The 22,504-nt window shown below is 72.7% G+C and carries 20 protein-coding genes and 1 riboswitch; of the genes, 14 read left to right on the top strand and 6 right to left on the bottom strand.

Annotated features, from left to right (window positions below):
- The first annotated feature begins 76 nt into the window (after positions 1-76).
- The 4 genes from AB0C66_RS32500 to AB0C66_RS32515 all read left to right on the top strand — a co-directional run bounded on the left by AB0C66_RS32500 (position 77) and on the right by AB0C66_RS32515 (position 5,063).
- A complete protein-coding gene (locus AB0C66_RS32500; protein ID WP_362446879.1) occupies positions 77-1,441 on the top strand; it encodes a pitrilysin family protein in 1,365 nt (454 codons plus the stop codon).
- A complete protein-coding gene (locus AB0C66_RS32505) occupies positions 1,438-2,844 on the top strand; it encodes a pitrilysin family protein (RefSeq protein ID WP_362446882.1) in 1,407 nt (468 codons plus the stop codon). Before AB0C66_RS32500 ends, AB0C66_RS32505 begins: the two co-directional genes overlap by 4 nt.
- 217 nt (positions 2,845-3,061) lie before the next feature.
- A riboswitch (cyclic di-AMP (ydaO/yuaA leader) is annotated at positions 3,062-3,225 on the top strand.
- A 12-nt stretch (positions 3,226-3,237) separates the two neighbouring features.
- Complete coding sequence (locus tag AB0C66_RS32510) at positions 3,238-4,020, top strand: M23 family metallopeptidase (protein WP_362446885.1); 783 nt, start codon at positions 3,238-3,240, stop codon at positions 4,018-4,020.
- Between the two features lie 239 nt (positions 4,021-4,259).
- The gene (locus tag AB0C66_RS32515; RefSeq protein ID WP_362446888.1) at positions 4,260-5,063 is read left to right on the top strand and encodes a GntR family transcriptional regulator; all 804 of its coding nucleotides are present in this window, start codon (positions 4,260-4,262) and stop codon (positions 5,061-5,063) included.
- Positions 5,064-5,241: 178 nt separating this feature from the next.
- On the opposite strand, the gene AB0C66_RS32520 is transcribed toward AB0C66_RS32515, so the two are convergent.
- Positions 5,242-5,532, bottom strand: coding sequence for an HPr family phosphocarrier protein (locus AB0C66_RS32520; RefSeq protein ID WP_362446891.1), 291 nt, complete (start codon positions 5,530-5,532; stop codon positions 5,242-5,244).
- A 234-nt stretch (positions 5,533-5,766) separates the two neighbouring features.
- Here AB0C66_RS32520 and AB0C66_RS32525 point away from each other — a divergent pair, with 234 nt between their 5' ends.
- From AB0C66_RS32525 to AB0C66_RS32545, 5 genes are read left to right on the top strand one after another with little or no spacing between them, the layout of a single operon-like run.
- Complete coding sequence (locus AB0C66_RS32525; RefSeq protein WP_362446894.1) at positions 5,767-8,766, top strand: GNAT family N-acetyltransferase; 3,000 nt, start codon at positions 5,767-5,769, stop codon at positions 8,764-8,766.
- A 20-nt stretch (positions 8,767-8,786) separates the two neighbouring features.
- Positions 8,787-9,293 carry a hypothetical protein gene (locus tag AB0C66_RS32530; protein WP_362446897.1) on the top strand — a complete coding sequence of 169 codons (507 nt, stop codon included), beginning with the start codon at positions 8,787-8,789 and terminating at the stop codon, positions 9,291-9,293.
- A 10-nt stretch (positions 9,294-9,303) separates the two neighbouring features.
- Complete coding sequence (locus AB0C66_RS32535; protein WP_201878531.1) at positions 9,304-9,900, top strand: DUF5998 family protein; 597 nt, start codon at positions 9,304-9,306, stop codon at positions 9,898-9,900.
- A complete protein-coding gene (locus AB0C66_RS32540) occupies positions 9,900-11,129 on the top strand; it encodes a nucleotide pyrophosphatase/phosphodiesterase family protein (protein WP_362446900.1) in 1,230 nt (409 codons plus the stop codon). Before AB0C66_RS32535 ends, AB0C66_RS32540 begins: the two co-directional genes overlap by 1 nt.
- Before the next feature lie 50 nt (positions 11,130-11,179).
- Positions 11,180-11,908 carry a thymidine kinase gene (locus AB0C66_RS32545; RefSeq protein WP_362446903.1) on the top strand — a complete coding sequence of 243 codons (729 nt, stop codon included), beginning with the start codon at positions 11,180-11,182 and terminating at the stop codon, positions 11,906-11,908.
- A gap of 32 nt (positions 11,909-11,940) precedes the next feature.
- On the opposite strand, the gene AB0C66_RS32550 is transcribed toward AB0C66_RS32545, so the two are convergent.
- Positions 11,941-12,717: a VOC family protein gene (locus AB0C66_RS32550; RefSeq protein ID WP_362446906.1), complete on the bottom strand. Its 777-nt coding sequence runs from the start codon at positions 12,715-12,717 to the stop codon at positions 11,941-11,943.
- A 288-nt stretch (positions 12,718-13,005) separates the two neighbouring features.
- Between AB0C66_RS32550 and AB0C66_RS32555 the strand changes: the two genes are divergently transcribed.
- The gene (locus AB0C66_RS32555; RefSeq protein ID WP_362446908.1) at positions 13,006-13,842 is read left to right on the top strand and encodes a sulfurtransferase; all 837 of its coding nucleotides are present in this window, start codon (positions 13,006-13,008) and stop codon (positions 13,840-13,842) included.
- 105 nt (positions 13,843-13,947) lie between these two features.
- Here the strand turns inward: AB0C66_RS32555 and sepH are convergent, their stop codons facing one another.
- On the bottom strand, positions 13,948-15,006 hold the full coding sequence (gene sepH, locus AB0C66_RS32560; RefSeq protein ID WP_362446911.1) for a septation protein SepH: 1,059 nt from the start codon (positions 15,004-15,006) through the stop codon (positions 13,948-13,950).
- 480 nt (positions 15,007-15,486) lie between these two features.
- Here sepH and AB0C66_RS32565 point away from each other — a divergent pair, with 480 nt between their 5' ends.
- Positions 15,487-16,389 carry a hypothetical protein gene (locus tag AB0C66_RS32565; RefSeq protein ID WP_362446914.1) on the top strand — a complete coding sequence of 301 codons (903 nt, stop codon included), beginning with the start codon at positions 15,487-15,489 and terminating at the stop codon, positions 16,387-16,389.
- A 38-nt stretch (positions 16,390-16,427) separates the two neighbouring features.
- On the opposite strand, the gene AB0C66_RS32570 is transcribed toward AB0C66_RS32565, so the two are convergent.
- Together AB0C66_RS32570 and AB0C66_RS32575 are read right to left on the bottom strand one after the other, a co-directional pair.
- Positions 16,428-17,753, bottom strand: a complete 1,326-nt coding sequence (locus AB0C66_RS32570; RefSeq protein WP_362446917.1) for a D-arabinono-1,4-lactone oxidase — start codon at positions 17,751-17,753, stop codon at positions 16,428-16,430.
- Complete coding sequence (locus AB0C66_RS32575; RefSeq protein ID WP_362446920.1) at positions 17,707-18,963, bottom strand: MFS transporter; 1,257 nt, start codon at positions 18,961-18,963, stop codon at positions 17,707-17,709. The genes AB0C66_RS32570 and AB0C66_RS32575 overlap by 47 nt, the downstream gene beginning before the upstream one ends.
- Before the next feature lie 148 nt (positions 18,964-19,111).
- Between AB0C66_RS32575 and AB0C66_RS32580 the strand changes: the two genes are divergently transcribed.
- Positions 19,112-20,254: a ferrochelatase gene (locus AB0C66_RS32580; RefSeq protein ID WP_362446923.1), complete on the top strand. Its 1,143-nt coding sequence runs from the start codon at positions 19,112-19,114 to the stop codon at positions 20,252-20,254.
- 75 nt (positions 20,255-20,329) lie between these two features.
- Positions 20,330-21,130: an inositol monophosphatase family protein gene (locus AB0C66_RS32585; protein WP_362446926.1), complete on the top strand. Its 801-nt coding sequence runs from the start codon at positions 20,330-20,332 to the stop codon at positions 21,128-21,130.
- Positions 21,131-21,329: 199 nt separating this feature from the next.
- On the opposite strand, the gene AB0C66_RS32590 is transcribed toward AB0C66_RS32585, so the two are convergent.
- The gene (locus AB0C66_RS32590; protein ID WP_362446929.1) at positions 21,330-21,500 is read right to left on the bottom strand and encodes a hypothetical protein; all 171 of its coding nucleotides are present in this window, start codon (positions 21,498-21,500) and stop codon (positions 21,330-21,332) included.
- A 348-nt stretch (positions 21,501-21,848) separates the two neighbouring features.
- Between AB0C66_RS32590 and AB0C66_RS32595 the strand changes: the two genes are divergently transcribed.
- Positions 21,849-22,502 (top strand): response regulator transcription factor, encoded by a 654-nt coding sequence (locus tag AB0C66_RS32595; protein ID WP_362446932.1) that lies wholly within the window; start codon positions 21,849-21,851, stop codon positions 22,500-22,502.
- Positions 22,503-22,504 lie beyond the last annotated feature (2 nt).

Raw genomic sequence — 22,504 nt, forward strand, 5'->3', positions numbered from 1 at the left:
ATGCGCTTGCATACAGTGACAGGAGCGCTCATCACGCGGCTCGCACCGCCTCCATCACGCGATCGAAGGGACGTACATGCCCATGGGTCACACGGCCACGCAACAGGCCGGCTCCGGCGGCCTGAAAGCGACTGAGCATCGGCTGGCCAACGGACTGCGGGTGGTGCTCTCCGAGGACCACCTGACCCCGGTCGCCGCGATCTGCCTCTGGTACGACGTCGGCTCGCGCCACGAAGTCAAGGGGCGCACCGGTCTGGCTCACCTCTTCGAGCACCTGATGTTCCAGGGCTCGGCCCAGGTGACGGGCAACGGCCACTTCGAGCTGGTGCAGGGCGCCGGCGGCTCGCTCAACGGCACGACCAGCTTCGAGCGCACCAACTACTTCGAGACGATGCCCACCCACCAGGTGGAGCTGGCGCTGTGGCTGGAGGCGGACCGGATGGGGTCCCTCCTGACCGCGCTGGACGAGGAGAGCCTGGAGAACCAGCGGGACGTCGTCAAGAACGAGCGCCGCCAGCGCTACGACAACGTGCCGTACGGCACGGCCTTCGAGAAGCTGGTCGCCATGGCCTACCCCGAGGGCCACCCGTACCACCACACCCCCATCGGCTCGATGGCCGATCTGGACGCGGCCTCCCTGGAGGACGCGCGCGCGTTCTTCCGCACCTACTACGCGCCGAACAACGCGGTGCTGTCGGTCGTGGGCGATATCGACCCCGAGCAGACCCTCGCGTGGATCGAGAAGTACTTCGGCTCCATCCCCTCCCACGACGGCAAGCGCCCGCCCCGCGACGGCGCTCTCCCGGAGGTGATCGGCCAGCAGCTGCGCGAGGTCGTGGAGGAGGAGGTCCCCGCCCGCGCGCTGATGGCCGCCTACCGGCTGCCGCACGACGGCACCCGCGAGGCCGACGCGGCCGATCTGGCGCTGACCGTCCTCGGCGGCGGCGAGTCCTCCCGGATCCACAACCGTCTGGTGCGCCGCGACCGCACCGCCGTGGCGGCCGGATTCGGGCTGCTGCGGCTGTCGGGCGCGCCCTCGCTCGGCTGGCTGGACGTGAAGACCTCCGGCGGTGTCGAGGTGCCCGCCATCGAGACCGCGGTCGACGAGGAGCTGGCCCGCTTCGCCGAGGAGGGGCCGACCCCCGCGGAGATGGAGCGCGCCCAGGCGCAGATCGAGCGCGAATGGCTGGACCGGCTGGCCACCGTCGGCGGCCGCGCCGACGAGCTGTGCCGCTTCGCCGTGCTGTTCGGCGATCCGCAGCTGGCGCTGACCGCCGTGGAGCGGGTGCTCGAGATCACCCCCGAGGAGGTGCGGGCCGTGGCCGCCGCGCGGCTGCGCCCGGACAACCGCGCCGTGCTGGTCTACGAGCCCGTCCAGGGCGCCGAGTCCGCCGATGACGCCGCCGACGACACCGACGCAGAAGGGGAGGCGGCCCAGTGAGCGACGCCGTCACCGCGACCATGAACTTCCACCCGCGGCCGAGCGGCGGGGCGCCCAAGCCGTGGGCCTTCCCGGCCCCCGAGCGCGGTGAGCTGTCCAACGGGCTCACGGTCCTGACCTGCCACCGCCCCGGCCAGCAGGTCGTGGCCGTCGAGGTCAACCTGGACGCCCCGCTGGACGCGGAGCCCGCCGGGCTCGACGGAGTGGCGACCATCATGGCGCGCGCCCTGTCGGAGGGCACCGACAAGCACGACGCCGAGGAGTTCGCCGCCGAGCTCGAGCGCTGCGGCGCCACGCTGGACGCCCACGCCGACCACCCGGGCGTACGGGTCTCCCTGGAGGTCCCGGTCTCCCGGCTGCCCAAGGCGCTCGGGCTGCTCGCCGACGCGCTGCGCGCCCCCGCCTTCCCCGACAGCGAGGTCGAGCGGCTGGTGCGCAACCGGCTGGACGAGATCCCGCATGAGCTGGCCAACCCGGCCCGGCGCGCCTCCATGGCCCTGGCCAAGGAGCTGTTCCCGGCCGAGTCGCGGATGTCCCGGCCCCGCCAGGGCACCGAGAAGACGGTCGAGGGCATCGACGCGGCGGCCGTACGGGCCTACTACGAGGCGCATATCCGCCCGTCCACCGCGACCGCCGTCGTGGTCGGCGACCTCGCCGGGGTCGACCTCGACAAGGCCCTCGCCGACACCCTCGGCGCCTGGACCGGCGGCACGGCCGCGCCCCGCCCGGCCCCGCCGATCGTGGCCGACGACACCGGCCGTGTGGTGATCGTCGACCGGCCCGGCGCGGTCCAGACCCAGCTGCTGATCGGCCGGATCGGCGCCGACCGCCACGACCGCGTCTGGCCCGCCCAGGTGCTGGGCACCTACTGCCTGGGCGGCACCCTCACCTCCCGGCTCGACCGCGTGCTGCGCGAGGAGAAGGGCTACACCTACGGGGTGCGCTCCTTCTGCCAGGTGCTGCGCTCCACGGCCCCCTCGCCGTCCGGCGCTTCCGCGGGCGCCGCGATGCTGGCGATCAGCGGCTCGGTGGCCACCGAGGTCACCGGCCCGGCGCTGGAGGACCTCTGGAAGGTGCTGCGCACCGTGAAGGAGGAGGGGCTGACGGACGCCGAGCGCGATGTCGCCGTGCAGAACCTGGTGGGCGTCGCCCCGTTGAAGTACGAGACCGCGGCCGCCGTCGCGGGCACCCTCGCCGACCAGGTCGAGCAGCACCTTCCGGACGACTTCCAGGCGCAGTTGTACGCCCGGCTCGCCGAAGCCGGGACGGTGGAGGCCACCGCCGCGGTGGTGAGCGCCTTCCCGGCGGACCGGCTGGTCACGGTGCTGGTCGGCGACGCCTCGGAGATCGAGGGGCCGGTCCGGGAGCTGGGCATCGGTGAGGTGACCGTCGTCTCGGGCTGACCCCCGGCGCGACCCCCGGTCCCCCAACGGGCCATCAGCGGAAGGACCCTGGCATCGCATGCGATGTCAGGGTCTTTCCGAATGCCCGTTTTATAGGGAGGTTGGCTGTTTGGTTTGTGGGGAGAGCAACAAAAATCCGGATCTGTTTGGTGATCGAAAGACGGCCCGATTAGCGTCAGTGCGGCTGTTCGCCATCTACACGCCGCACCCGCGGCACGGGCAGCCATCGCCGAGTCCCCGTACGGCGCGAGCCAGGGGAGCCGGGGACCCAATGTCCCCAGGGGTGAATCGGGCGCCTTGTCCTCCGGGACGAGGGGGCCGTAGGAGACCTTCCTGCTCCGAACCCGTCAGCTAACCCGGTAGGCGAGAAGGAAGGAAGGAGTGCGCCACAGCATGGCGTTCACCCGTGCCACCGGGAAACACCGCCGTCCCCGACGGTCCGTCCGCACCGGCGCGAACATCGTGGGAGCGACCACCGTCGCCTCGGGCGTCGTCGCCGGTATCGCCGGACCCGCCCTCGCCGCCGAGCCCGCTCCCGAGCAGACCGGGCTACAGCAGGCGATCGTGATCGACGAGGGTCTGGCCGACCAGATCCAGGCCCAGGCGCAGTCCCAGGAGACCGCCGCCGCGGAGGCCGCGGCCAAGGCGCGGGCCGAGACCATCGCCCGCCAGGAGGCCGCCAGGAAGGCCGAGGCGGCCGCGAAGAAGGCCAAGGCGGAGCGGGCGGCCAAGGAGCGCGCCGCGCGCGAGGCCGAGCGCAAGCGCCTCAACACCTTCGTCTCGCCGGTCTCCGGCTCCTATGTCTCCACCGCCTACCAGGCGTCCAGCGGTCTGTGGTCCTCCGGCAGCCACACCGGTATCGACTTCCACGCGGCCTCGGGCACCTCGGTGCACGCGGTGGGCGCCGGTGAGGTCGTCGAGGCGGGCTGGGGCGGCTCCTACGGCAACAACATCGTCATCAAGATGAAGGACGGCACGTACACCCAGTACGGCCACATGTCCTCCCTGAACGTCTCGGTCGGCCAGACGGTCACCCCGGGCCAGCAGATCGGCCTGTCGGGCGCCACCGGCAACGTCACCGGACCGCACCTGCACTTCGAGGCGCGCACCAGTCCCGACTACGGCTCGGACATCGACCCCGTGGCGTACCTGCGCTCGCACGGCGTCGGCGTCTGACCCCGCCGCGGCCGTGCCCCCGAGGGGCACCTCCGTACATCTGGCACCACCGAAGGCCCCGTCCGCCCGGAGCGGACGGGGCCTTCGGTATGTCGCCCCACTCCCGCTGACCAAAAACATCCATGAAATCCCGTCCGCCATCGGAAATTCCCTGGTTCTGGAATAGAGTTGTCGAACGCCCGGCAATCGGGTGCGTTTCGCTGGGATTAAGGCGGAGGTTCAACAGTGCGGGACCGGAAGTGAACGGGGATACCGCCGAGATCACGGGCGGTCGGCGGATTTCGGCGCATGCGGTGTGCACGGCCATTCGCGAGCACATCGTCTCCGGTGCCTATCCGCCCGGCAGCCGGCTCACCGAGGAACTGCTCGCGCGCCGCTACGGCGTCTCACGGGTGCCCATCCGGGAGGCCCTGCGCACCCTGGAGTCCGAGGGCTTCGTGATCACCCGGCGCCATGCGGGCGCATGTGTCGCCCAGCCCACCGAGCGGGAGGCGGCCGACCTCCTCGACATCCGCGGGCTGCTGGAGCCGCTGGGCGCCGCCCGCGCCGCCCAGCGCCGCACCGAGGCCCAGTTGAAGGTGTTGCGCGGTCTGGTCCGGCTCGGACAGGAGCGGGCCCGCCGGGGGAGCCTGGGTGAACTGCGGCCGCTGGGCGACTGGTTCCACGAGATCCTGGCGCAGGCGTCGGGCAGTCCGAGCCTGGCCGGGCTTCTCGTCCAGGTGCGGCGCAAGATCGCCTGGGTCTACCCGTCCGATGCCCCGCACGAGCCGGAGCGGCGGCCGGAGCGGTCCGGGCCGGGAGGTGTGGGCGGGCATCCCGACCCGGTGGTGCGGGCGGTGGCGTCCTGGGCGGAGCACGGCGCGCTGGTGGACGCGGTCGCGCGCGGCGACGCCGACCGCGCCCGGATCCTCGCCACCGCGCACACCGAAAGCGCGCTCTCGGAATACCGGCGGCGCCGTCCGGCTCAGGTGAGGACTTCGAAACATTCCGTCAACACGGCGAACCGGCGGAATTTACACGGCTCCCGTATACATGATTCCTGACCGATTTCCCGGCCTTACCTTTTTCATGGGCCGGATTGGCAGGGCCGTATTGGCAGGGCTGGATGGGCAGGGCCGGATTCAGCAGGCCGGGTTCGCGGGGTGGGAATTCGGAAACGACAGGGCCGCGGTGACCGGTGGGGTCACCGCGGCCCTGTCGGGAACCGCATCACCGCATGGATCAGACGGTCTCCGGAAGCTCCTCCAGGCCCTCCGCCACGAGCTTCGCCAGGCGGTCGAGCGCCACCTCCGCGACCTCGGCGTCGTCCGCGCTGGAGGCCAGGACGACCTCCTCGCCGCCCTGCGCGCCCAGGCCGAGCACGGCCAGCATGGAAGCGGCGTTGACCGGGGTGCCGTCGCCCTTGGCGATCGTGATGGGGACGCCTGCGGCGGTGGCCGCCCGGACGAAGATCGACGCAGGGCGGGCGTGCAGGCCCTCGGCCCAGCCGATGGTGACGCGGCGCTCAGCCATGGTGTTGCCCTTCAGATGTGACGGGTGGTGTTGTCTAGACCAAAATCATACGGTGTCCGGGTTCACCCGAACGATGTCCGAGTAGGCCCGGCCATGCCCGGACCGGGCCGATACGGACCTTCCCCCGACACCCCGCCCCCACGCAAGGGCGTCCACCATTCGGACCCGTCCGCCAATCCGGACGGGACCGTTCGGACCTGCTCCCGATCGGCGCCCGGCCCTTACGCTTGCCCCATGCCGACGCCGCCGGACCAGTACGCCTACCCGACCCACTGGGAGGCCGACGTGGTGCTCCGGGACGGTGGCACCGCGCAGATCCGCCCCATCACCCCCGATGACGCGCAGCGGCTGGTCAGCTTCTATGAGCATGTCTCCGCCGAGTCGAAGTACTACCGCTTCTTCGCCCCTTACCCCCGGCTGTCCGACCGCGACGTCCACCGCTTCACGCACCACGACTACGTCGACCGGGTGGGTCTGGCGGCCATCGTGGGGGGCGAGTTCATCGCCACCGTGCGCTACGACCGCATCGACGGCCGGGGTCGGTCGGCCAGCGCACCCGCCGACGAGGCCGAGGTCGCCTTCCTCGTCCAGGACGCCCATCAGGGCCGCGGCGTCGCCTCCGCCCTCCTGGAGCACATCGCCGCGGTCGCGCGTGAACGCGGCATCCGCCGCTTCGCCGCCGAGGTGCTGCCCGCCAACACCAAGATGATCAAGGTGTTCACGGACGCGGGCTACACCCAGCAGCGCAGCTTCGAGGACGGTGTCGTCCGCCTCGAGTTCGACCTCGAACCCACCGACCGCTCACTGGCGGTCATGCGCGCCCGGGAGCAGCGGGCCGAGGCCCGCTCCGTGCAGCGGCTGCTCGCCCCCGGCTCCGTCGCCGTCATCGGCACCGGACGCGCCCCCGGCGGCGTCGGCCGCACGGTGCTGCGCAACCTCCTCGACGGCGGCTTCACCGGGAGCCTGTACGCCGTCAACCGCGCCTTCCCCGAAGGCGGTGCGCGGCTCGACCCCGAGGGCGTCCCCGGCCATCGTTCGCTGCGCGAGATCGACGGCCCGGTGGACCTGGCCGTGGTCGCCGTCCCCGCCGACCAGGTGCCGTCCGTGGTGGCGCACTGCGGTGAGCACGGCGTCCAGGGCCTGCTCGTGCTCTCCGCCGGATACGCCGAGAGCGGGCCCGAGGGCCGCGCCCGCCAGCGCGACCTGGTCCGCCAGGCGCGTACCTACGGCATGCGCATCATCGGTCCCAACGCCTTCGGCGTCATCAACACCGCCGACGGCGTACGGCTGAACGCCTCCCTCTCCCCGCAACTGCCCATCCCCGGACGGCTCGGACTGTTCACCCAGTCCGGGGCCATCGGCATCGCACTGCTGTCCGGGCTGCACCGGCGGGGGGCGGGGCTGGCCGGTCTGCCCGGGATCGCGGGGATATCCACCTTCGTGTCCACGGGGAACCGCGCCGATGTCTCGGGCAACGATCTCCTCCAGTACTGGTACGACGACCCGCAGACCGACGTGGCCCTGATGTATCTCGAATCCATCGGCAACCCACGCAAGTTCACCCGGCTCGCCAAGCGCACCGCCGCGGTCAAGCCGGTGGTGGTGGTCAAGGGCGCCCGGCACAGCGGCAGCGCCCCCACCGGCCACGCCGTGCCCACCACCCGGATCCCCGACGCCACCGTCTCCGCCCTGCTGCGGCAGGCGGGCGTGATCCGTGTCGACACGGTCACCGAACTCGCCGACACCGGTGTCCTGCTGGCCTCCCAGCCGCTTCCGGCCGGGCCGCGCGTCGCCATCCTCGGCAACTCCGAGTCCCTGGGGCTGCTCACCTACGACGCCTGCCTCACCGAGGGGCTGCGCCCGCTGCCGCCCCGCGATCTGACCACGGCCGCCGAGCCCGGCGACTTCCGCTCCGCCCTCACCGAGGCGCTCGCCGACGACGGATGCGACGCGGTGGTCGTCACCGCGATCCCCTGGGTCGACGACACCTGCGCCACCGATCTCGCCGCCGCCGTGCGCGAGGCGGCCGACGCGCCCCCCGGCCCCGGCGGGGCCAAGCCCGTCGCCGTGGTCCACCTGGAGATCCCCGACCTGGTGGAGGCCCTGGCCGGGATCGGCGACGGGGGCGACGCCCCGCGGACCCGGCGGATCCCGGCGTACCCCGCGGCCGAGCGGGCCGTCCGCGCCCTGGCCGAGGCCGTGCGGTACGCGCGCTGGCGCGAGGAGGCCGCCGAGCCCGGACGGGTGCCGGAGTACGAGGACATCGACGAGTCCGGTGCCGCGGCCGACATCGAGGTCCTCCTCGCCCCCGCCGCGAGCGCCCCGGCGACCGGCGCCTCCACCACGAGCTGGCCAGCCGATGGCGCCCCCACCGGCGCCGCCTCCCCGGTCGCGAGTTCCCCGACGGGTGGTGTCCCGGCGAACGGGGCTTCCGCCGCGAGCTCCCCGGCCGACGGCGCCGCCGGGAGCTCTCCGGCCCCCGCCGAGAGCGGCGCCGCCGACGGGCGCGCGGAGTCCGGCGCCCTGTCACCGGACGACACCGCGGCCGGTGTGGAGCTGTCCGCCGCCGATACCCAGCGGCTGCTGGCCCGCTACGGCGTCAGCGTGCTGCCCGCCCTGCCCGCGCCCGGCCCTGACGCCGCCGTCCGGGCCGCCGAGCGGCTCGGCTTCCCGGTGGCCCTCAAGCCCACCGCCCCCCAGCTGCGCCACCGCACCGACCTCGGCGGTGTACGGCTCGATCTCGGCGGCGAGGCGGAACTGCGCCGTGCCTACGCCGAGTTGACCGACTACCTCGGCCCGCCCGAGGGGCTGGGGCTGGTCGTCCAGCGGATGGCGCCGCGCGGGGTGGACACCGTGGTCCGGGCCGCGATCGACCCCGCGGCCGGGGCCGTGCTCTCCTTCGGCCTCGCCGGTGCCCCCTCCGAACTGCTCGGTGACACCGCCCACCGCCTCGTCCCGGCCACCGACCGGGACGCCGCCGAGCTCATCCGGTCCATCCGGACCGCCCCGCTCCTCTTCGGCTGGCGCGGGTCCAAGGCCGTCGACACCGCGGCTCTGGAGGAGCTGCTGCTGCGGGTGTCACGTCTGGTCGACGACCATCCCGAGATGGTCGCGGTCGATCTTGAACCGGTCGTGGTCGCTCAGCGCGGACTGTCGGTGCTCGGCGCCTCCGCCCGCCTCGCCCCACCTCCCGTCCGCACCGACCTCGGCCCCCGCCACCTGCCCGCCTACTGATCCACCAGGAGGTCCTGACGGTGGACACCGCGTCCCGGTACCCGGCGCTCCGGCTGCCGGAGGGCTCCTGGTGGGACTGGGACGTCCTCGCCTGGGACTCCGGTGCGTTCCGGCTGGCCGCGGGGGTCGACCTCACCTACCACCACGGCCTGGAGCTCCACTTCGGCGATCCGGCCTTCGTCAGCTGCCCCACGGTGTTCCACGATCCGGCCTTCCGCGCCCCGACCGCCGACGAGCTGGCGACGGTCACCCGGCGGCTCGGTGAACGGCCTGCCGTCCTGGTCGCCTTCGAGGCGGACGCGGACGGCCGGGAGCCCGTCCCCTGCCTCATCGCCGCCGCCCGGCTCGAGATCGTGCGGGGGCGCGTGCTGCGGTACTGGCGCGATGACGCCCCGCCCGGTCAGCGCTTCGCGCCAGGGGTGCGGCCCCCGACGCGGCGGACGGACCCTCCCGCCGCCGCCCCTCCACCGTCCCGAACCGGCCGTCCGCCCTCTCGCACGGCCGGACCGGCCGCACCCACGGATTAGGATGGTGCACATGGCGAAGACCGGTACGACGACCCAGGGGCTGCGCGCGGCGATCGAGCGCAGCGGCTATTACCCGGCACTCGTGGCCGAGGCGGTGGAGGCCGCCGTGGGCGGGGAACCGATCGTGTCCTACCTCGTCCACCAGGAGACGACCTTCGACGCCAACGAGGTCCGCCGCCATGTCACGGTCCTCGTCCTCACCCGTAACCGCTTCATCGTCAGCCACACCGATGAGCAGGCCGCGGACGGCACCTCGCCGTCGCCGTACGCCACCACCTCCACCGAGTCGGTCAAGCTCCAGCGGATCTCCTCGGTGGTGGTCAGCCGGGTCGTCGCCAACCCCGAGTCGTACACCCCGGGCACCCTGCCGCGGGAGGTCGTGCTGACCATCGGGTGGGGCGCGGTCAACCGGCTGGACCTGGAGCCCGCCGCGTGCGGCGATCCCAACTGCGAGGCGGACCACGGCTACACCGGCTCCTCCACCGCCGACGACCTGAGCCTGCGCGTCAGCGAGGCGGGTGACGGCCCCGACAGCGTCCGCCAGACGCTCGCCTTCGCCCAGGCGCTCTCGGAGGCCACCGCGGCCACGCCGGACTCCGGCCGCTGATGTCCGGTTCCGCCACCGGCCCGCTGACCCCGGCCGGCTCCGTCTGGCCCGAGCCCGCGCCGCTCGACCCGCGGGCCGCGCCGCTGCCCCGCTACGGCTCCGGCTCGCTGGCCGATCTGCTGCCCGCCGTCGTCGCGGGGCAGGAGGTCCCGGGGTTCCGTTCCGACCTCCCGCTCGCCCCCGCCGACCGGGTCTGCGTCTTCCTGATCGACGGGCTGGGCTGGGAGCTGCTGCGCGCCCATCCCGCCGAGGCGCCGTTCCTGACCACGCTGCTGTCCAGTTCGCTGGGCGGCACCGGAGCGCCGCTGACCGCGGGTTTCCCGTCCACCACCGCCACTTCGCTGGCCTCGGTCGGCACCGGGCTGCCGCCGGGCGCCCACGGCCTGCCCGGCTATACCGTGGCCGACCCGGCCACCGGGCAGCTGATGAACCAGCTGCGCTGGCAGCCCTGGACGGATCCGTATCTCTGGCAGCCGTACCCCACGGTCTTCCAGCGTGCCGACGCCGCGGGTGTGCACACCTGCCAGGTCTCCGCGCCGACCTTCGAGGAGACCCCGCTCACCAAGATCGCGCTCAGCGGCGGCACCTTCCATGGGCGGCTCTCCGGGGAGGAGCGGATGGACCTCGCGGCCGAGCAACTGGCCGCCGGGGACCGCTCCCTGGTCTATACGTACTACAGCGAGGTGGACGGCAAGGGTCATCGCTTCGGTGTGGACTCCGCGGAGTGGCGTGATCAACTGCGGTATGTGGACAGGCTCGCCCAGCGGCTCGCCGAACAACTCCCGCCCCGCGCCGCCCTCTACGTCACCGCCGACCACGGCATGATCGACATCCCGTTCGACCCGGAGTCGCGGATCGACTTCGACGAGGACTGGGAACTGCGCGCGGGCGTCGCGCTCCTGGGCGGAGAGGGCCGCGCGCGGCATGTGTACGCGGTCCCCGGCGCCGCCGGTGATGTGCTGGCCGTCTGGCGCGAGGTGCTCGGCGACCGGATGTGGGTGGCCGGGCGCGACGAGGCCATCGAGGCGGGCTGGTTCGGACGGCCCGAGGACGGCGGCGGGGTGGCCGAGCGGGTGTACCGGCGGATCGGCGATGTGGTGGCGGCCGCCGCCGACGATGTCGCGATCGTCGCCTCGGAGACCGAGCCGAAGGAGTCCGCGATGGTGGGGCTGCACGGTTCGATGACCCCCGTGGAGCAGTTGGTACCGCTTCTCGAAGTACGCTCCTGAAGCGTGAAGCGCGATCCGTCATCCGCCGTACGAAAGGCTCTGCCACCCTCATGCCCGAGCTGGTGTTCTTCTCCGGAACCATGGACTGCGGAAAGAGCACCCTCGCTCTTCAGATCGAGCACAACCGCTCGGCGCGCGGACTGCAAGGGATGATCTACACCCGGGACGACCGGGCGGGGGAGGGCAAGCTCTCCTCGCGGCTCGGGCTGGTCACCGAGGCGGTCGAGGCCGTCGAGGACATGGACTTCTACGCCCATGTGGTGGGGGTGCTGACGGCCGGGGGCCGCGCCGACTACGTCATCGTGGACGAGGCGCAGTTCCTCGCCCCGGCCCAGATCGACCAACTCGCCCGGATCGTCGACGACCTGGAGGTCGACGTCTTCGCCTTCGGTATCACCACCGACTTCCGCAGCAAGCTGTTCCCCGGGTCGCAGCGGCTGGTGGAACTCGCCGACCGGGTACAGGTGTTGCAGGTGGAGGCGTTGTGCTGGTGCGGGGCGCGGGCCACGCACAACGCCCGTACCGTCGGCGGCCGGATGGTGGTCGAGGGTGCCCAGGTGGTGGTGGGCGACGTCAACCAGCCGGAGAGCGCGGTCGGTTACGAGGTGCTGTGCCGCCGCCACCATCGGCGCCGGATGACGGCCGCCACCGCCCATGCCGCGACGCTGTCACCGGATGTGCTGCCGGTCGACGCACCGGCCGGACCGGGGGGAGCCGGTGCACCAGGCGCGGTGACCGCGGACCGGCGCCACCACGACCAGGCGTCCGCCTCCGCCTGACCCCCTCCCGGTCGATGGCGGCCGTCGTACCGTCAGCCGCTCACGGCCCGGACCACGGTGAAGGCCGCGCCCTCGGGGTCCGTCACCGTGGCCGAGCGCCCGGCCTCCCGCTCCGACGGCGCCGGCACCACCCGTCCACCGGAAGCGGTCACCCGGCGCACCGCCTCGTCCACGTCCGCCACCGCGAAGTGCGTCATCCAGTACGGCCCCCGGTCGCGCGGCAGCGCACCGCCCACGCTCTGGATCGCGCACACCGGCCGGTCGTCCAGCCGCAGGGTGCGGAGATCGGAGCCGGCCGGGTCCGCGGGCTCCGACTGGTAACCGAACACCATCTGGTAGAACTTGGCGACGCCGGTGGTCGAACGGGTCATCAGCTCATGCCAGACGGGGGCGCCCGGCGCCCCGGTCGCCGGGGTCTCCGGCTGGTGCACCTCCTGCCACACCCCGAACACCGCGCCCTCCGGGTCGGCCGCCAGCAGCATCCGCCCCGCCTCGTCCGCGTCGAGCGGGCCCACCGCCACGGTGCCGCCGCAGGCACGGATCATCTCCGCCGTCTCATCGACGTCGTCCGAGGCCAGATAGGTCATCCAGGCCACCGGAAGGTGGCGGTCCGGAGGCAGCTCACCCAGTCCGGCGACCGGCCGGCCGCCTTGTACCGCGCGGACATACGCGCCGAGCTGGAGTGGGCCCGGTGTGAACTCCCAGCCGAACACGGCGTGGTAGAAGTCCTGTGTCGCGGCAAGGTCGTGCACCATCAGACTTGTCCAGCAGGGCGTGCCCGGTGTGCGCCGAGTCGCTGCCTCGGTCATACGTCAATCTCTCCTCGGACCATGTGTGGTGGCCGTACGGCCCCGGGCGCCGGTCGGCGGCGCGGGGCGGTGGTGCGGAGGTGCTGCTGTGGGGGTCCGGAAGATATTTCCACCACCTGCCGCAAGCCGACCCCTGGCCGCGCCGCAATTCGCTGGTTCCCACTGGAGAATGCCCGAAATCACACTGTGCATCCGTTTCGGCTTCATTGCGGTCTTGTGGCCATCAGCTGTACGTCGGGTGACTCGATAGTCCAAAAGTCGCAAGGTTTCTACGTAAGGATGGTTCCCATGAATCCCCTCATCACCGCATCTGAACTCATGGGCGAGGTGGCGGGAGACCGTCCGCCGCTGCTGCTCGATGTGCGCTGGCAGCTCGGTGGCCCTCCGGGGCGCCCGGTGTACGCGGCCGGGCATCTGCCCGGTGCCGTCTACGTCGACCTCGACACCGAACTCGCGGGACCGGCCGGAGCGGCGGGACGTCATCCGCTGCCCGAACTCCCCACGTTCGCAGCCGCGATGCGTGCGGCCGGGGTCGACCGGGACCGGCGCGTGGTGGTGTACGACGGCGGACAGGGCTGGGCCGCGGCGCGTGCCTGGTGGCTGCTGCGCTGGGCGGGCCATCCGTCCGTTCAGGTGCTGGACGGCGGGCTGCCCGCGTGGACGGCCGAGGGCGGTGCGCTGACCACCGACGCCCCCGCCGTGCCCGAGGGGGACTTCGTCCCCGAACCGGGCGCCGTACCACTGCTGGAGGCGGACGGCGCCGCCGAGCTCGCACGGCGCGGTGTGCTGCTCGACGCACGGGCGGCCGAGCGCTACCGGGGCGAGGTCGAGCCCATCGATCCGGTCGGCGGCCATATCCCCGGCGCGCTCTCCGCCCCGACGGCCGAGAACGTCACCGCCGACGGCCGGTTCCTGCCCCCGGCACGGCTGGCCGAGCGCTTCGCGGGACTGGGCGTCACCGAGACCACCGAGGTGGGGGTGTACTGCGGTTCGGGTGTCTCCGCCGCGCATCAGGTGCTGGCGCTGACGTCCGCGGGCATTCCGGCGGCCCTGTACGTCGGCTCCTGGAGCGAGTGGTCCGCCTCCGGCGACCGTCCGGTGGCCACGGGTCCGCAGCCGGGCTGAACGCGCCGGTGAGCCCCGCCGCCCCGGACCGGGACGGCGGGGCCCACCGACTGAGCGCCTCGGGGGCTCGAGGGGCGCCCGGCGCGCGGCCGGGGCGCCCGTCGGCTACTCCTGCTTCTTGCGACGGGTGCCGAAGACGATCTCGTCCCAGCTGGGCACTGCCGCCCGGCGGCCCGGACGGACACCGTCCGCCTCCGCCTGACGGTCCGTGGTCCCGGTCAGCCGGTCACGGTGACCGGCCACCGACCGCGGCATCAGCACATCCGCGTACGCCGAACCCGCGCTCGCCGCCGGTGCGGGCGGCTCCACGGCCTCGGGCTCCTCATCGGGCTCGTCCTGCTGGGCGGCCGACGCGGCGGGCGCGTCGGGAACGACCATGTCCCCCCGGAAGTTGGGCACGGCCTCCAGCAGGCTGGTGAGCGAGTCCCGCTCGCCGCCGACGCCGTCGTCCGCCGAGGCGGACGCCGATGCCGGTGCCGCGCCGTCGGACTCCTCGCCGCCGCGCTCGGCCAGGGGGCGGTCCCGGTCCCGGTCCCGGTCGCGCGGCAGCCGGGCGATCCTCGGTACGAAGGGGAAGCTGGGCTCGGGGGTGTCGTCCGCCTCGCCGATCAGCGCCCGCGCCTCGTCGTCGACGGCCTGGACCAGCCGCCGGGGCGGGTCGTAGGTCCAGCTCGCCGAATGCGGCTCACCGGCGACCCGGTAGACCAGCAGCACCTCCCAGGTGCCGTCGTCGCGCCGCCAGGAGTCCCACTGGGTGGTGTCCTTCTCGGCGCCGCGCAGCAACAGCCGCTCCGCGACGGCCTCGCCGAGCTGCGGTCCGCTGTTCTCGCCGGGACGGCGCACGGGCGTCTTACGGGCGCGCTCGGCCATGAACGCGCGCTCCGCGAGCACCGGGCCCTCGAAGCGGCGCACGCGGTCCACGGGGATGCCCGCCATCTGCGCGACCTCTTCGGCGGAGGCACCGGCGCGTATACGGGCCTGGATGTCACGGGGCCGCAGATGACTCTCGACCTCGATCTCGATCTGGCCGAGCCGAGCGCGGTCATTGCGCACCGCGGCGCGCAGTCGCTCGTCGATGGGAAGCGTGTACTCCGTGCTGTCCGCAGCCTTGAGCACCAGCCGTGTGCCGTCGTTGCTGACGGCCACGACACGCAGTTCGGGCATGGGGACCTCCCGGGTGGTGCCTGCCGACGTCACGGTTGCGTCGCTGCTCTCCCGCTAGACGAGTGTGGCCTGCCCGGGTGCAGCCTGCCACAACTTTGCCGAGTTGCCCGGCGTGTCGGGCATGGGCCCCGATCCGCCGTTATGGCACGGTGACCTGTTTGCCACCCAAAGTGACGGCGCTGTCACCCCGGGCGGCGATCCCCATGTCATGTCGCGGCGGCTCCGGTTGAGTTGCCGCCTTCCGGTCCCTCTCATCGGGTCCGGACAGCCGGATGGAGGAGGGGGGCCAGGGCTCGCCACAGTACTCCATTCGGGCCGCTCGAGTGGAGCGGCGCGCCAGCCGAGTTCGGCCGCGGCATGGTGATCGGACCCTCGATCCTTCGAAGTGGGTCCGGATGTGGGTGGCAAGTTTCACAGAATCGCCAGAATCGGAACGATCTGCTTCGTTTATCGGTCACTTCTCCTTGCAGGCTGGAACGAATGTCCAAGCGAGGGCGAGGGATGGACGGCAAGGCCGAGAGCGCCGAGAGCGACGGACAACAGAAGAGCAGGCGGCTGGAGCTGAGTGTGGCCCAGGTCGCCGGGAGCACGCTGGCGGCGGTGGCCGCCGCGGTGCTCGCCTCCAGGCTCGGTGTGTACGGCACGATCGTCGGCGCCGGTCTGGTCAGCGTGGTCGCGACCGCGGGCGGCAGCCTCTTCCACCATCTGTTCCGGCGCACCGGGGAGCAGATCAAGGAGGCGCGGGAGCAGGTCAGGCCGGTGCGCCGGGGCGGACGCGGCGTCGTGCCCCCGGACCGGGGGCAGGGCGTCTGGAACGCGCCCACCACACATGGCACCCGGCTGCGCGGCGGGCGGCGGCCCGCCCTCGCGGCGGTGGCCGTGTTCGCCGTCGCGATGGTGGCCATCACGGGGATCGAGTGGGTGTCCGGCGGCCCGGTGTCCAACGTCTGGGGCGGTGACCGGGGCGGGACGACGGTCGGCGAGAGCTTCCACCGTCCGAGCGGGTCCTCGGGCTCGAAGAACGACCAGCCTTCGGACACCCCTTCGGACACCCCTTCGGACACCCCGTCCCCGGACCGCGACCCCCGGCGCGGATCGTCCTCCCCGAGCCCTTCCCCCGGGCGCGGTGGTGACGGGAGTGCCGACGGCCGGGACACACCGTCGCCCGGCCCATCCCGGTCCTCCGGTGCGGGCGGCGATGACGACGGCGTCACGCAGGACGGCACCCCCGGCACCTCCGACCCCACCCCGACCCCCTCGACAACCCCGTCACAGAGCGCTCCGGACGGGAGCGCCGAGGACGGCGGGGACGGAGCGGACGGCGGATCCGGTGGGTCCGGTGGGGACACCACGCCAGGGCCGGACTCCTCCGCCGGTGAGTGACCCCGGGCCGGAGGAGTCCGGGCATCCGGTTCGGGAGGTCAGTCGCCCAGCACCCGCCGCAGATAGTCGTTGGCGAACAGCCGGTCGGGGTCCAGCCGGTCGCGGATCGCGGTGAACTCGCCGAACCGCGGGTAGACCCCGGCCAGATAGGCGGCGTCACGGCTGTGCAGCTTGCCCCAGTGCGGGCGGCCGCCGTGCGCGGTCATGATCTGCTCCGCGGCGGTGAAGTACGCCCGGTGCGGGGTGCCCCGGTACAGGTGCACCGCGATGTACGCGGTGTCCCGGCCCGAGGCGGTGGACAGCGGGATGGTGTCGGCGGGCGCGGTACGCACCTCCACCGGGAAACTGACCCGCAGATCCGAGCGGTCGACGGTCCGCTTCAGCTCGCGCAGCGCCTCGACCGCGGCCTCACGCGGCAGCGCGTATTCCATCTCCAGGAAGCGGACCCGGCGCGGACTGGTGAAGACTTTGTAAGGGATGTCCGTGTAGCTGCGGGCGGACAGCGCCCGGCTGGAGATTCTGGCGATTCTCGGGATGCTCGCGGGGACCGCGCGCCCCACCGAACAGGCCACCTGGAAAACGCCGTTGGACAGCAGCTCGTCGTCGACCCAGCCGCTCACCCGGCCCACCGGGGCGGCGGGACCCCGACTGCGGTTGTTCCGCTTGGTGTTGCAGTTTCCGGTGTGCGGAAACCAGTAGAACTCGAAGTGCTCGTTCTCGGCCACCAGCTGTGGGAAGTCGGCCAGCACCCGGTCGAAGGGCATCGGCTCCTCCCGCGCGGTGAGCAGGAACTCCGGCTCCACCCGGAAGGTGACCGCGGCGACCACGCCCAGCGCGCCAAGACCGACCCGGGCCGCCGCGAAGACCTCCGGATGCTCCTTCGCCGAGCAGCGCAGTACTGAGCCGTCCGCCGTGACCAGTTCCACTCCGGCGATCTGGGCGGAGAGCGAGGCGCTGTCCCGCCCGGTCCCATGGGTGCCGGTGGAGGTGGCCCCGGCCACCGTCTGCTCCATGATGTCGCCCATGTTGGTCAGCGAGAGACCATGGGCCGACAGTGTCTCGTTGAGCTGCTTGAGCGGGGTGCCCGCGGCCACCGTCACGGTCCCGGCCCCACGGTCCAGCTCCCGTATCCCGACCAGCCGGTCCGGGCGTATCAGCAGCCCGTCCGTGGCGGCCGCGGTGCTGAAGGAGTGGCCGGTGCCCACCGCCTTCACCGACAGCCCCTCGGCCGCCGCCCCGCGCACCGCCTCGACGAGGTCCTGAGTGGACGACGGGCTCACACTCCGCACCGGCCGGGCCGCCACATTGCCCGCCCAGTTACGCCACACGCTGCTCCGACCGGTCCGTACGGTCCTGACGGCCATCCGCACCCGACCCCTCCCGCTCTGGCGCCGGCCGCAGCCGGCGGTATCCGAGGAACGCCACCGCCGCCGCGAGCGCCCCGGCCACGGCCGGCACCAGGTACCCCGTCCCGGCCCCGGCGGCGTCGACCACCCAGCCGGCCACCGACGAGCCGAGCGCCACCCCGACCGCGAGCCCGGTGGTGGTCCAGGTCATGCCCTCGGTCAGGTTCGCGCGCGGTACGTGCCGTTCGACGAGGGCCATGGTGGTGACCATGGTCGGTGCCACCGACAGGCCCGCGATGAAGAGCGCCCCGGCCAGAAACGGCAGGTTCCCGACCAGTAGGAGGGGGATCATACTCACGGCCATCGCACAAATACCCACCAGCCACTGGCGGGACACCGCTCCGCGCGGTCCCTTCATCCCGAACACCGCGCCCGCCAGGCAGGAACCCAGCGCGTACACGGACAGCACCAGGCTGGCCGCGGCCTTGTGGCCCTCCTCCTCGGCGAAGGCCACCGTCACCACGTCGATCGCGCCGAAGATGGCGCCCGTCGCCACGAAGGTGGCCACCAGCACCCGCAGTCCGGGGGAGCGCAGCGCCGATCCGCCGGTGTGGTGGTCGCGCGGATGCGGCACCGGCTCGGTGGCGCGCTGGAGGGTCAGCGAGAAGACGCCGACGGCCAGGAAGCAGGCCGCCAGCAGCATGCCCGCCTCCGGGAACCAGGCCGTGGAAAGACCGATCGAGATCACCGGCCCGACGATGAAGCACACCTCGTCGACGATCGACTCCCAGGCGTACGCGGCATGCAGCCTCCGGGGAGCGCCCTGGTGGATCGCCGCCCAGCGGGCCCGCACCATCGCCCCCACACTCGGTACGCACCCGGCCGCCACGGCCCAGGGGAACAGCGTCCAGTCCGGCCAGCCCCGGCGTGCGGTCAGCAGCAGCCCCGCGACACCGAACAGCGCCACCAGGGTCGCCGGGCGCAGCACCTTGCGCTGGCCGTGCCGGTCGACGAGCCGGGAGATCTGCGGCCCGGCGACCGCCGCGGACAGCGCGACGGTGGCCGAGAGCGCGCCCGCCAGCCCGTACCGCCCGGTGAGCTGGGAGATCATCGTGACGATGCCGACGCCCTCCATCGCGATCGGCAGCCGCCCGACAAAACCCGCGGCGGAGAACGCCTTGGCACCGGGGGTCGCGAAAAGCGCGCGGTAAGGACTGGGACTGGGCACGACAGGGGCTCCGCCGATGAGCAGGACCGGCCGGTGGGGGCCGGCCAGCGGGGTAAGGAATGTGAGAGCTGATACAGCTTACGGCCGCCGCCGGGTCCGCGCAGGGGTTATTTCCCGCCCGTCAGCGGCTGGTGGCAGGATCGGGAGCATGCCGGATCAGTCAGAACTGCTCTCTCCCGCCCCGTACGACGCCCTGCTCCTGCTCTCCTTCGGCGGGCCGGAGGGGCCCGGGGACGTCGTCCCGTTCCTGGAGAACGTGACGCGCGGCCGGGGCATCCCGCGTGAGCGGCTGAAGGAGGTGGGCCGGCACTACTTCCTGTTCGGCGGCGTCAGCCCGATCAACGCCCAGAACCGCGAACTGCTCCAGGCGCTGCGCAAGGACTTCGCCGAGCACGGCCTGGAGCTGCCGGTCTACTGGGGCAATCGCAACTGGGCGCCGTATCTGACCGACACCCTGCGCGAACTGGTCACCGACGGCCACCGCCGGGTCCTGGTGCTGGCCACCAGCGCCTACGCCTCGTACTCCGGCTGCCGCCAGTACCGGGAGAACCTGGCGGACGCGCTCGCCGCGCTGGAGGCGGAGGGGCTGCCGCGGCCGCGGGTCGACAAGCTGCGGCACTACTTCAACCACCCCGGCTTCGTACAGCCCATGGTGGACGCGACGCTCGCCGCGCTCGACGAGCTGCCCGTGGGTCTGCGCGGCGCGGCGCACCTGGCCTTCACCACCCACTCCATCCCGACCGCCGCCGCGGACACCTCCGGCGCCCCGGCGGACCACGGCGAGGGGGGCGCGTATGTCGCCGAGCACCTGGAGGTGGCCCGGCTGGTCGCCGACGCGGTGCGCGAGCGGACCGGCGCCGAGCACCCGTGGCGGCTGGTCTACCAGTCCCGCAGCGGCGCCCCCCACATCCCGTGGCTGGAGCCGGACATCTGCGACCACCTGGAGGAGCTGCACGGCGAGGGCGCGCCCGCCGCGGTGATGGTCCCGATCGGCTTCGTCTCGGACCATATGGAGGTCAAGTACGACCTCGACACCGAGGCCACGGCCAAGGCCGCCGAGCTCGGACTGCCGGTCTCCCGCGCCTCGACCGTCGGCGCCGATCCGCGGTTCGCGGCGGCGGTCCGCGAGCTGGTGCTGGAGCGCGCGGCCACCGAGCGGTTCGCCGAGGGTCTGGCGGCCGCCGCCCCCGAGCGGTGCGCGCTGGGCGCCCTCGGCCCGAGTCATGACCTCTGCCCGGTGGGCTGCTGTCCGGCCCGCTCCCCGCGGCCCGCGGCCGCGGGGGTCGACTGAGCCCACCGACGTCCACGGCCCGTCACCGCCGCCGGCGCCGCTCGCACCCCACGGGTACATCCGCGAAGGAGCACGATGACCGACCCGCTCACGACCGAACTGCTCGACCTGGCACTGGAGGTCGCCCGCCGGGCCGGGGACCTGCTGCGGGACGGCCGCCCGGCCGACCTCGGCGTGGCCGCCACCAAGAGCAGCCCGATCGATGTCGTCACCGAGATGGACATCGCCTCCGAGAAGCTGATCACCGACTTCCTGGCCGAGCACCGCCCGGACGACGGTGTGCTGGGGGAGGAGGGCGCCAGCCACGAGGGCACCAGCGGGGTCCGCTGGGTGATCGACCCGATCGACGGCACGGTGAACTACCTCTACGGCCTGCCCGCGTGGGCGGTCAGCATCGCCGTCCAGAAGGGCGGCGAGACGGTCGTCGGGGTGGTGGCCGCCCCGGTCCGGGGAGAGACCTACCACGCGGCGCTCGGCCGGGGCGCGTACGCCGACGGCGAGCCGGTGCGCTGCCGCCCCGCGCCCGAGCTGGAGCGGTCGCTGATCGGCACCGGTTTCGGCTACGTACGGGAGCGGCGCATCGGCCAGGCGAGGGTGCTGCATGAGCTGCTGCCCACGGTGCGCGACATCCGCCGCGGCGGATCGGCCGCCATCGATCTGTGCGATGTGGCCTGCGGGCGGCTCGACGGCTACTACGAGCGCGGGCTGAACCCGTGGGACTACGCGGCCGGAGAGCTCATAGCCCGCGAGGCGGGGGCGCTGACCGGTGGACGGCCGGGCATCCCGGGCTCCGGGGAGCTGATGGTCGCCGCCGCCCCCGGCCTGTTCGAAACGCTCCAGGGCCGTCTGGACGAGCTGGGCGCCTGGCACGACTGACGCCACGCCCCGCGGGCTGCTCCCCGCGGACGCCGAAGCGCCCCGGTGCCGCTGGGACACCGGGGCGCTCGGGCGTGGGACCGGAACCGACCGCTGGATCGACGGTGCGTTTCCGGCTCTGAACCTGAATCCGATCCTGGATTCCGGACCTGGATCTGTATCTGGATCGTGAATCAGCGGATCTGTATCCCCGGAGGGATCAGGCTACGGCGCTGACCTCCACGCCATGCTCGGCAGCCAGCCGACGGAGGTCTTCCAGCTCCGCCTGCTCCACATCGGCGAGGAACTCGTCGCCCGTCTCACGGGCATGAGTGAGGTCGGACTGGGTGGTCTCTATACGCTGAAGAATGCCTGCGGTGAACGCGTCCATGGTGCGCCCCCTCGTCGTGGGTCGGTGGCACGGGGGTGTGCCGACGGCGGGGCGATCACGTGCGTAGTCCCTGCGGATGGCAGCAAGATCAAGGGATGCCGAAGACAGGGCGTGATCGCGGGTGTGCAGTCGTCCTCCCCACCCCGTTGTGAGCGGAAACCTCCGGCGCGAAAAGAATCTGAATTCCCTGTTCCGGCGCTTGTGCTCCGCGCCGGTGGCGGTGGTGTGGTCCCCCCGCTTCCCCTTACCGCCGGTTTATGAGACTTCGAGGCAGGATGGAGGGCGCCGGACGCCTATCGAGTTCGGCGCGATCACGCCCGCTGCGGCCATGACGGAAGGACTAACGACGTGCGCGTACTCGTCGTCGAGGACGAGCAGCTGCTCGCCGACGCGGTGGCCACCGGTCTGCGCCGGGAGGCCATGGCCGTCGACGTCGTGTATGACGGAGCGGCCGCCCTGGAGCGCATCGCCGTCAACGACTACGACGTCGTCGTCCTCGACCGGGACCTGCCCCTCGTCCACGGTGATGACGTCTGCCGCAAGCTCGTCGAGCTCGGGATGCCCACCCGGGTGCTGATGCTCACCGCCTCCGGTGACGTCAGCGACCGGGTCGAGGGCCTGGAGATCGGCGCGGACGACTATCTGCCCAAGCCCTTCGCGTTCAGCGAGCTGATCGCGCGGGTGCGGGCCCTCGGTCGCCGTACCACCGTCGCGCTGCCGCCGGTGCTGGAGCGCTCCGGGATCAAGCTGGACCCCAACCGGCGCGAGGTGTTCCGCAACGGTACGGAGATTCAGCTGGCGCCGAAGGAGTTCGCGGTGCTCGAGGTGCTGATGCGCAGCGAGGGCGCGGTGGTCTCGGCCGAGCAGCTGCTGGAGAAGGCGTGGGACGAGAACACCGACCCGTTCACCAACGTCGTCCGGGTGACCGTGATGACGCTGCGCCGCAAGCTCGGTGAGCCCGCGGTGATCGTCACCGTTCCCGGCTCCGGTTACCGGATCTGACC

The sequence above is a fragment of the Streptomyces sp. NPDC048636 genome (assembly GCF_040650655.1).
In the GTDB taxonomy this organism is placed as follows: domain Bacteria; phylum Actinomycetota; class Actinomycetes; order Streptomycetales; family Streptomycetaceae; genus Streptomyces.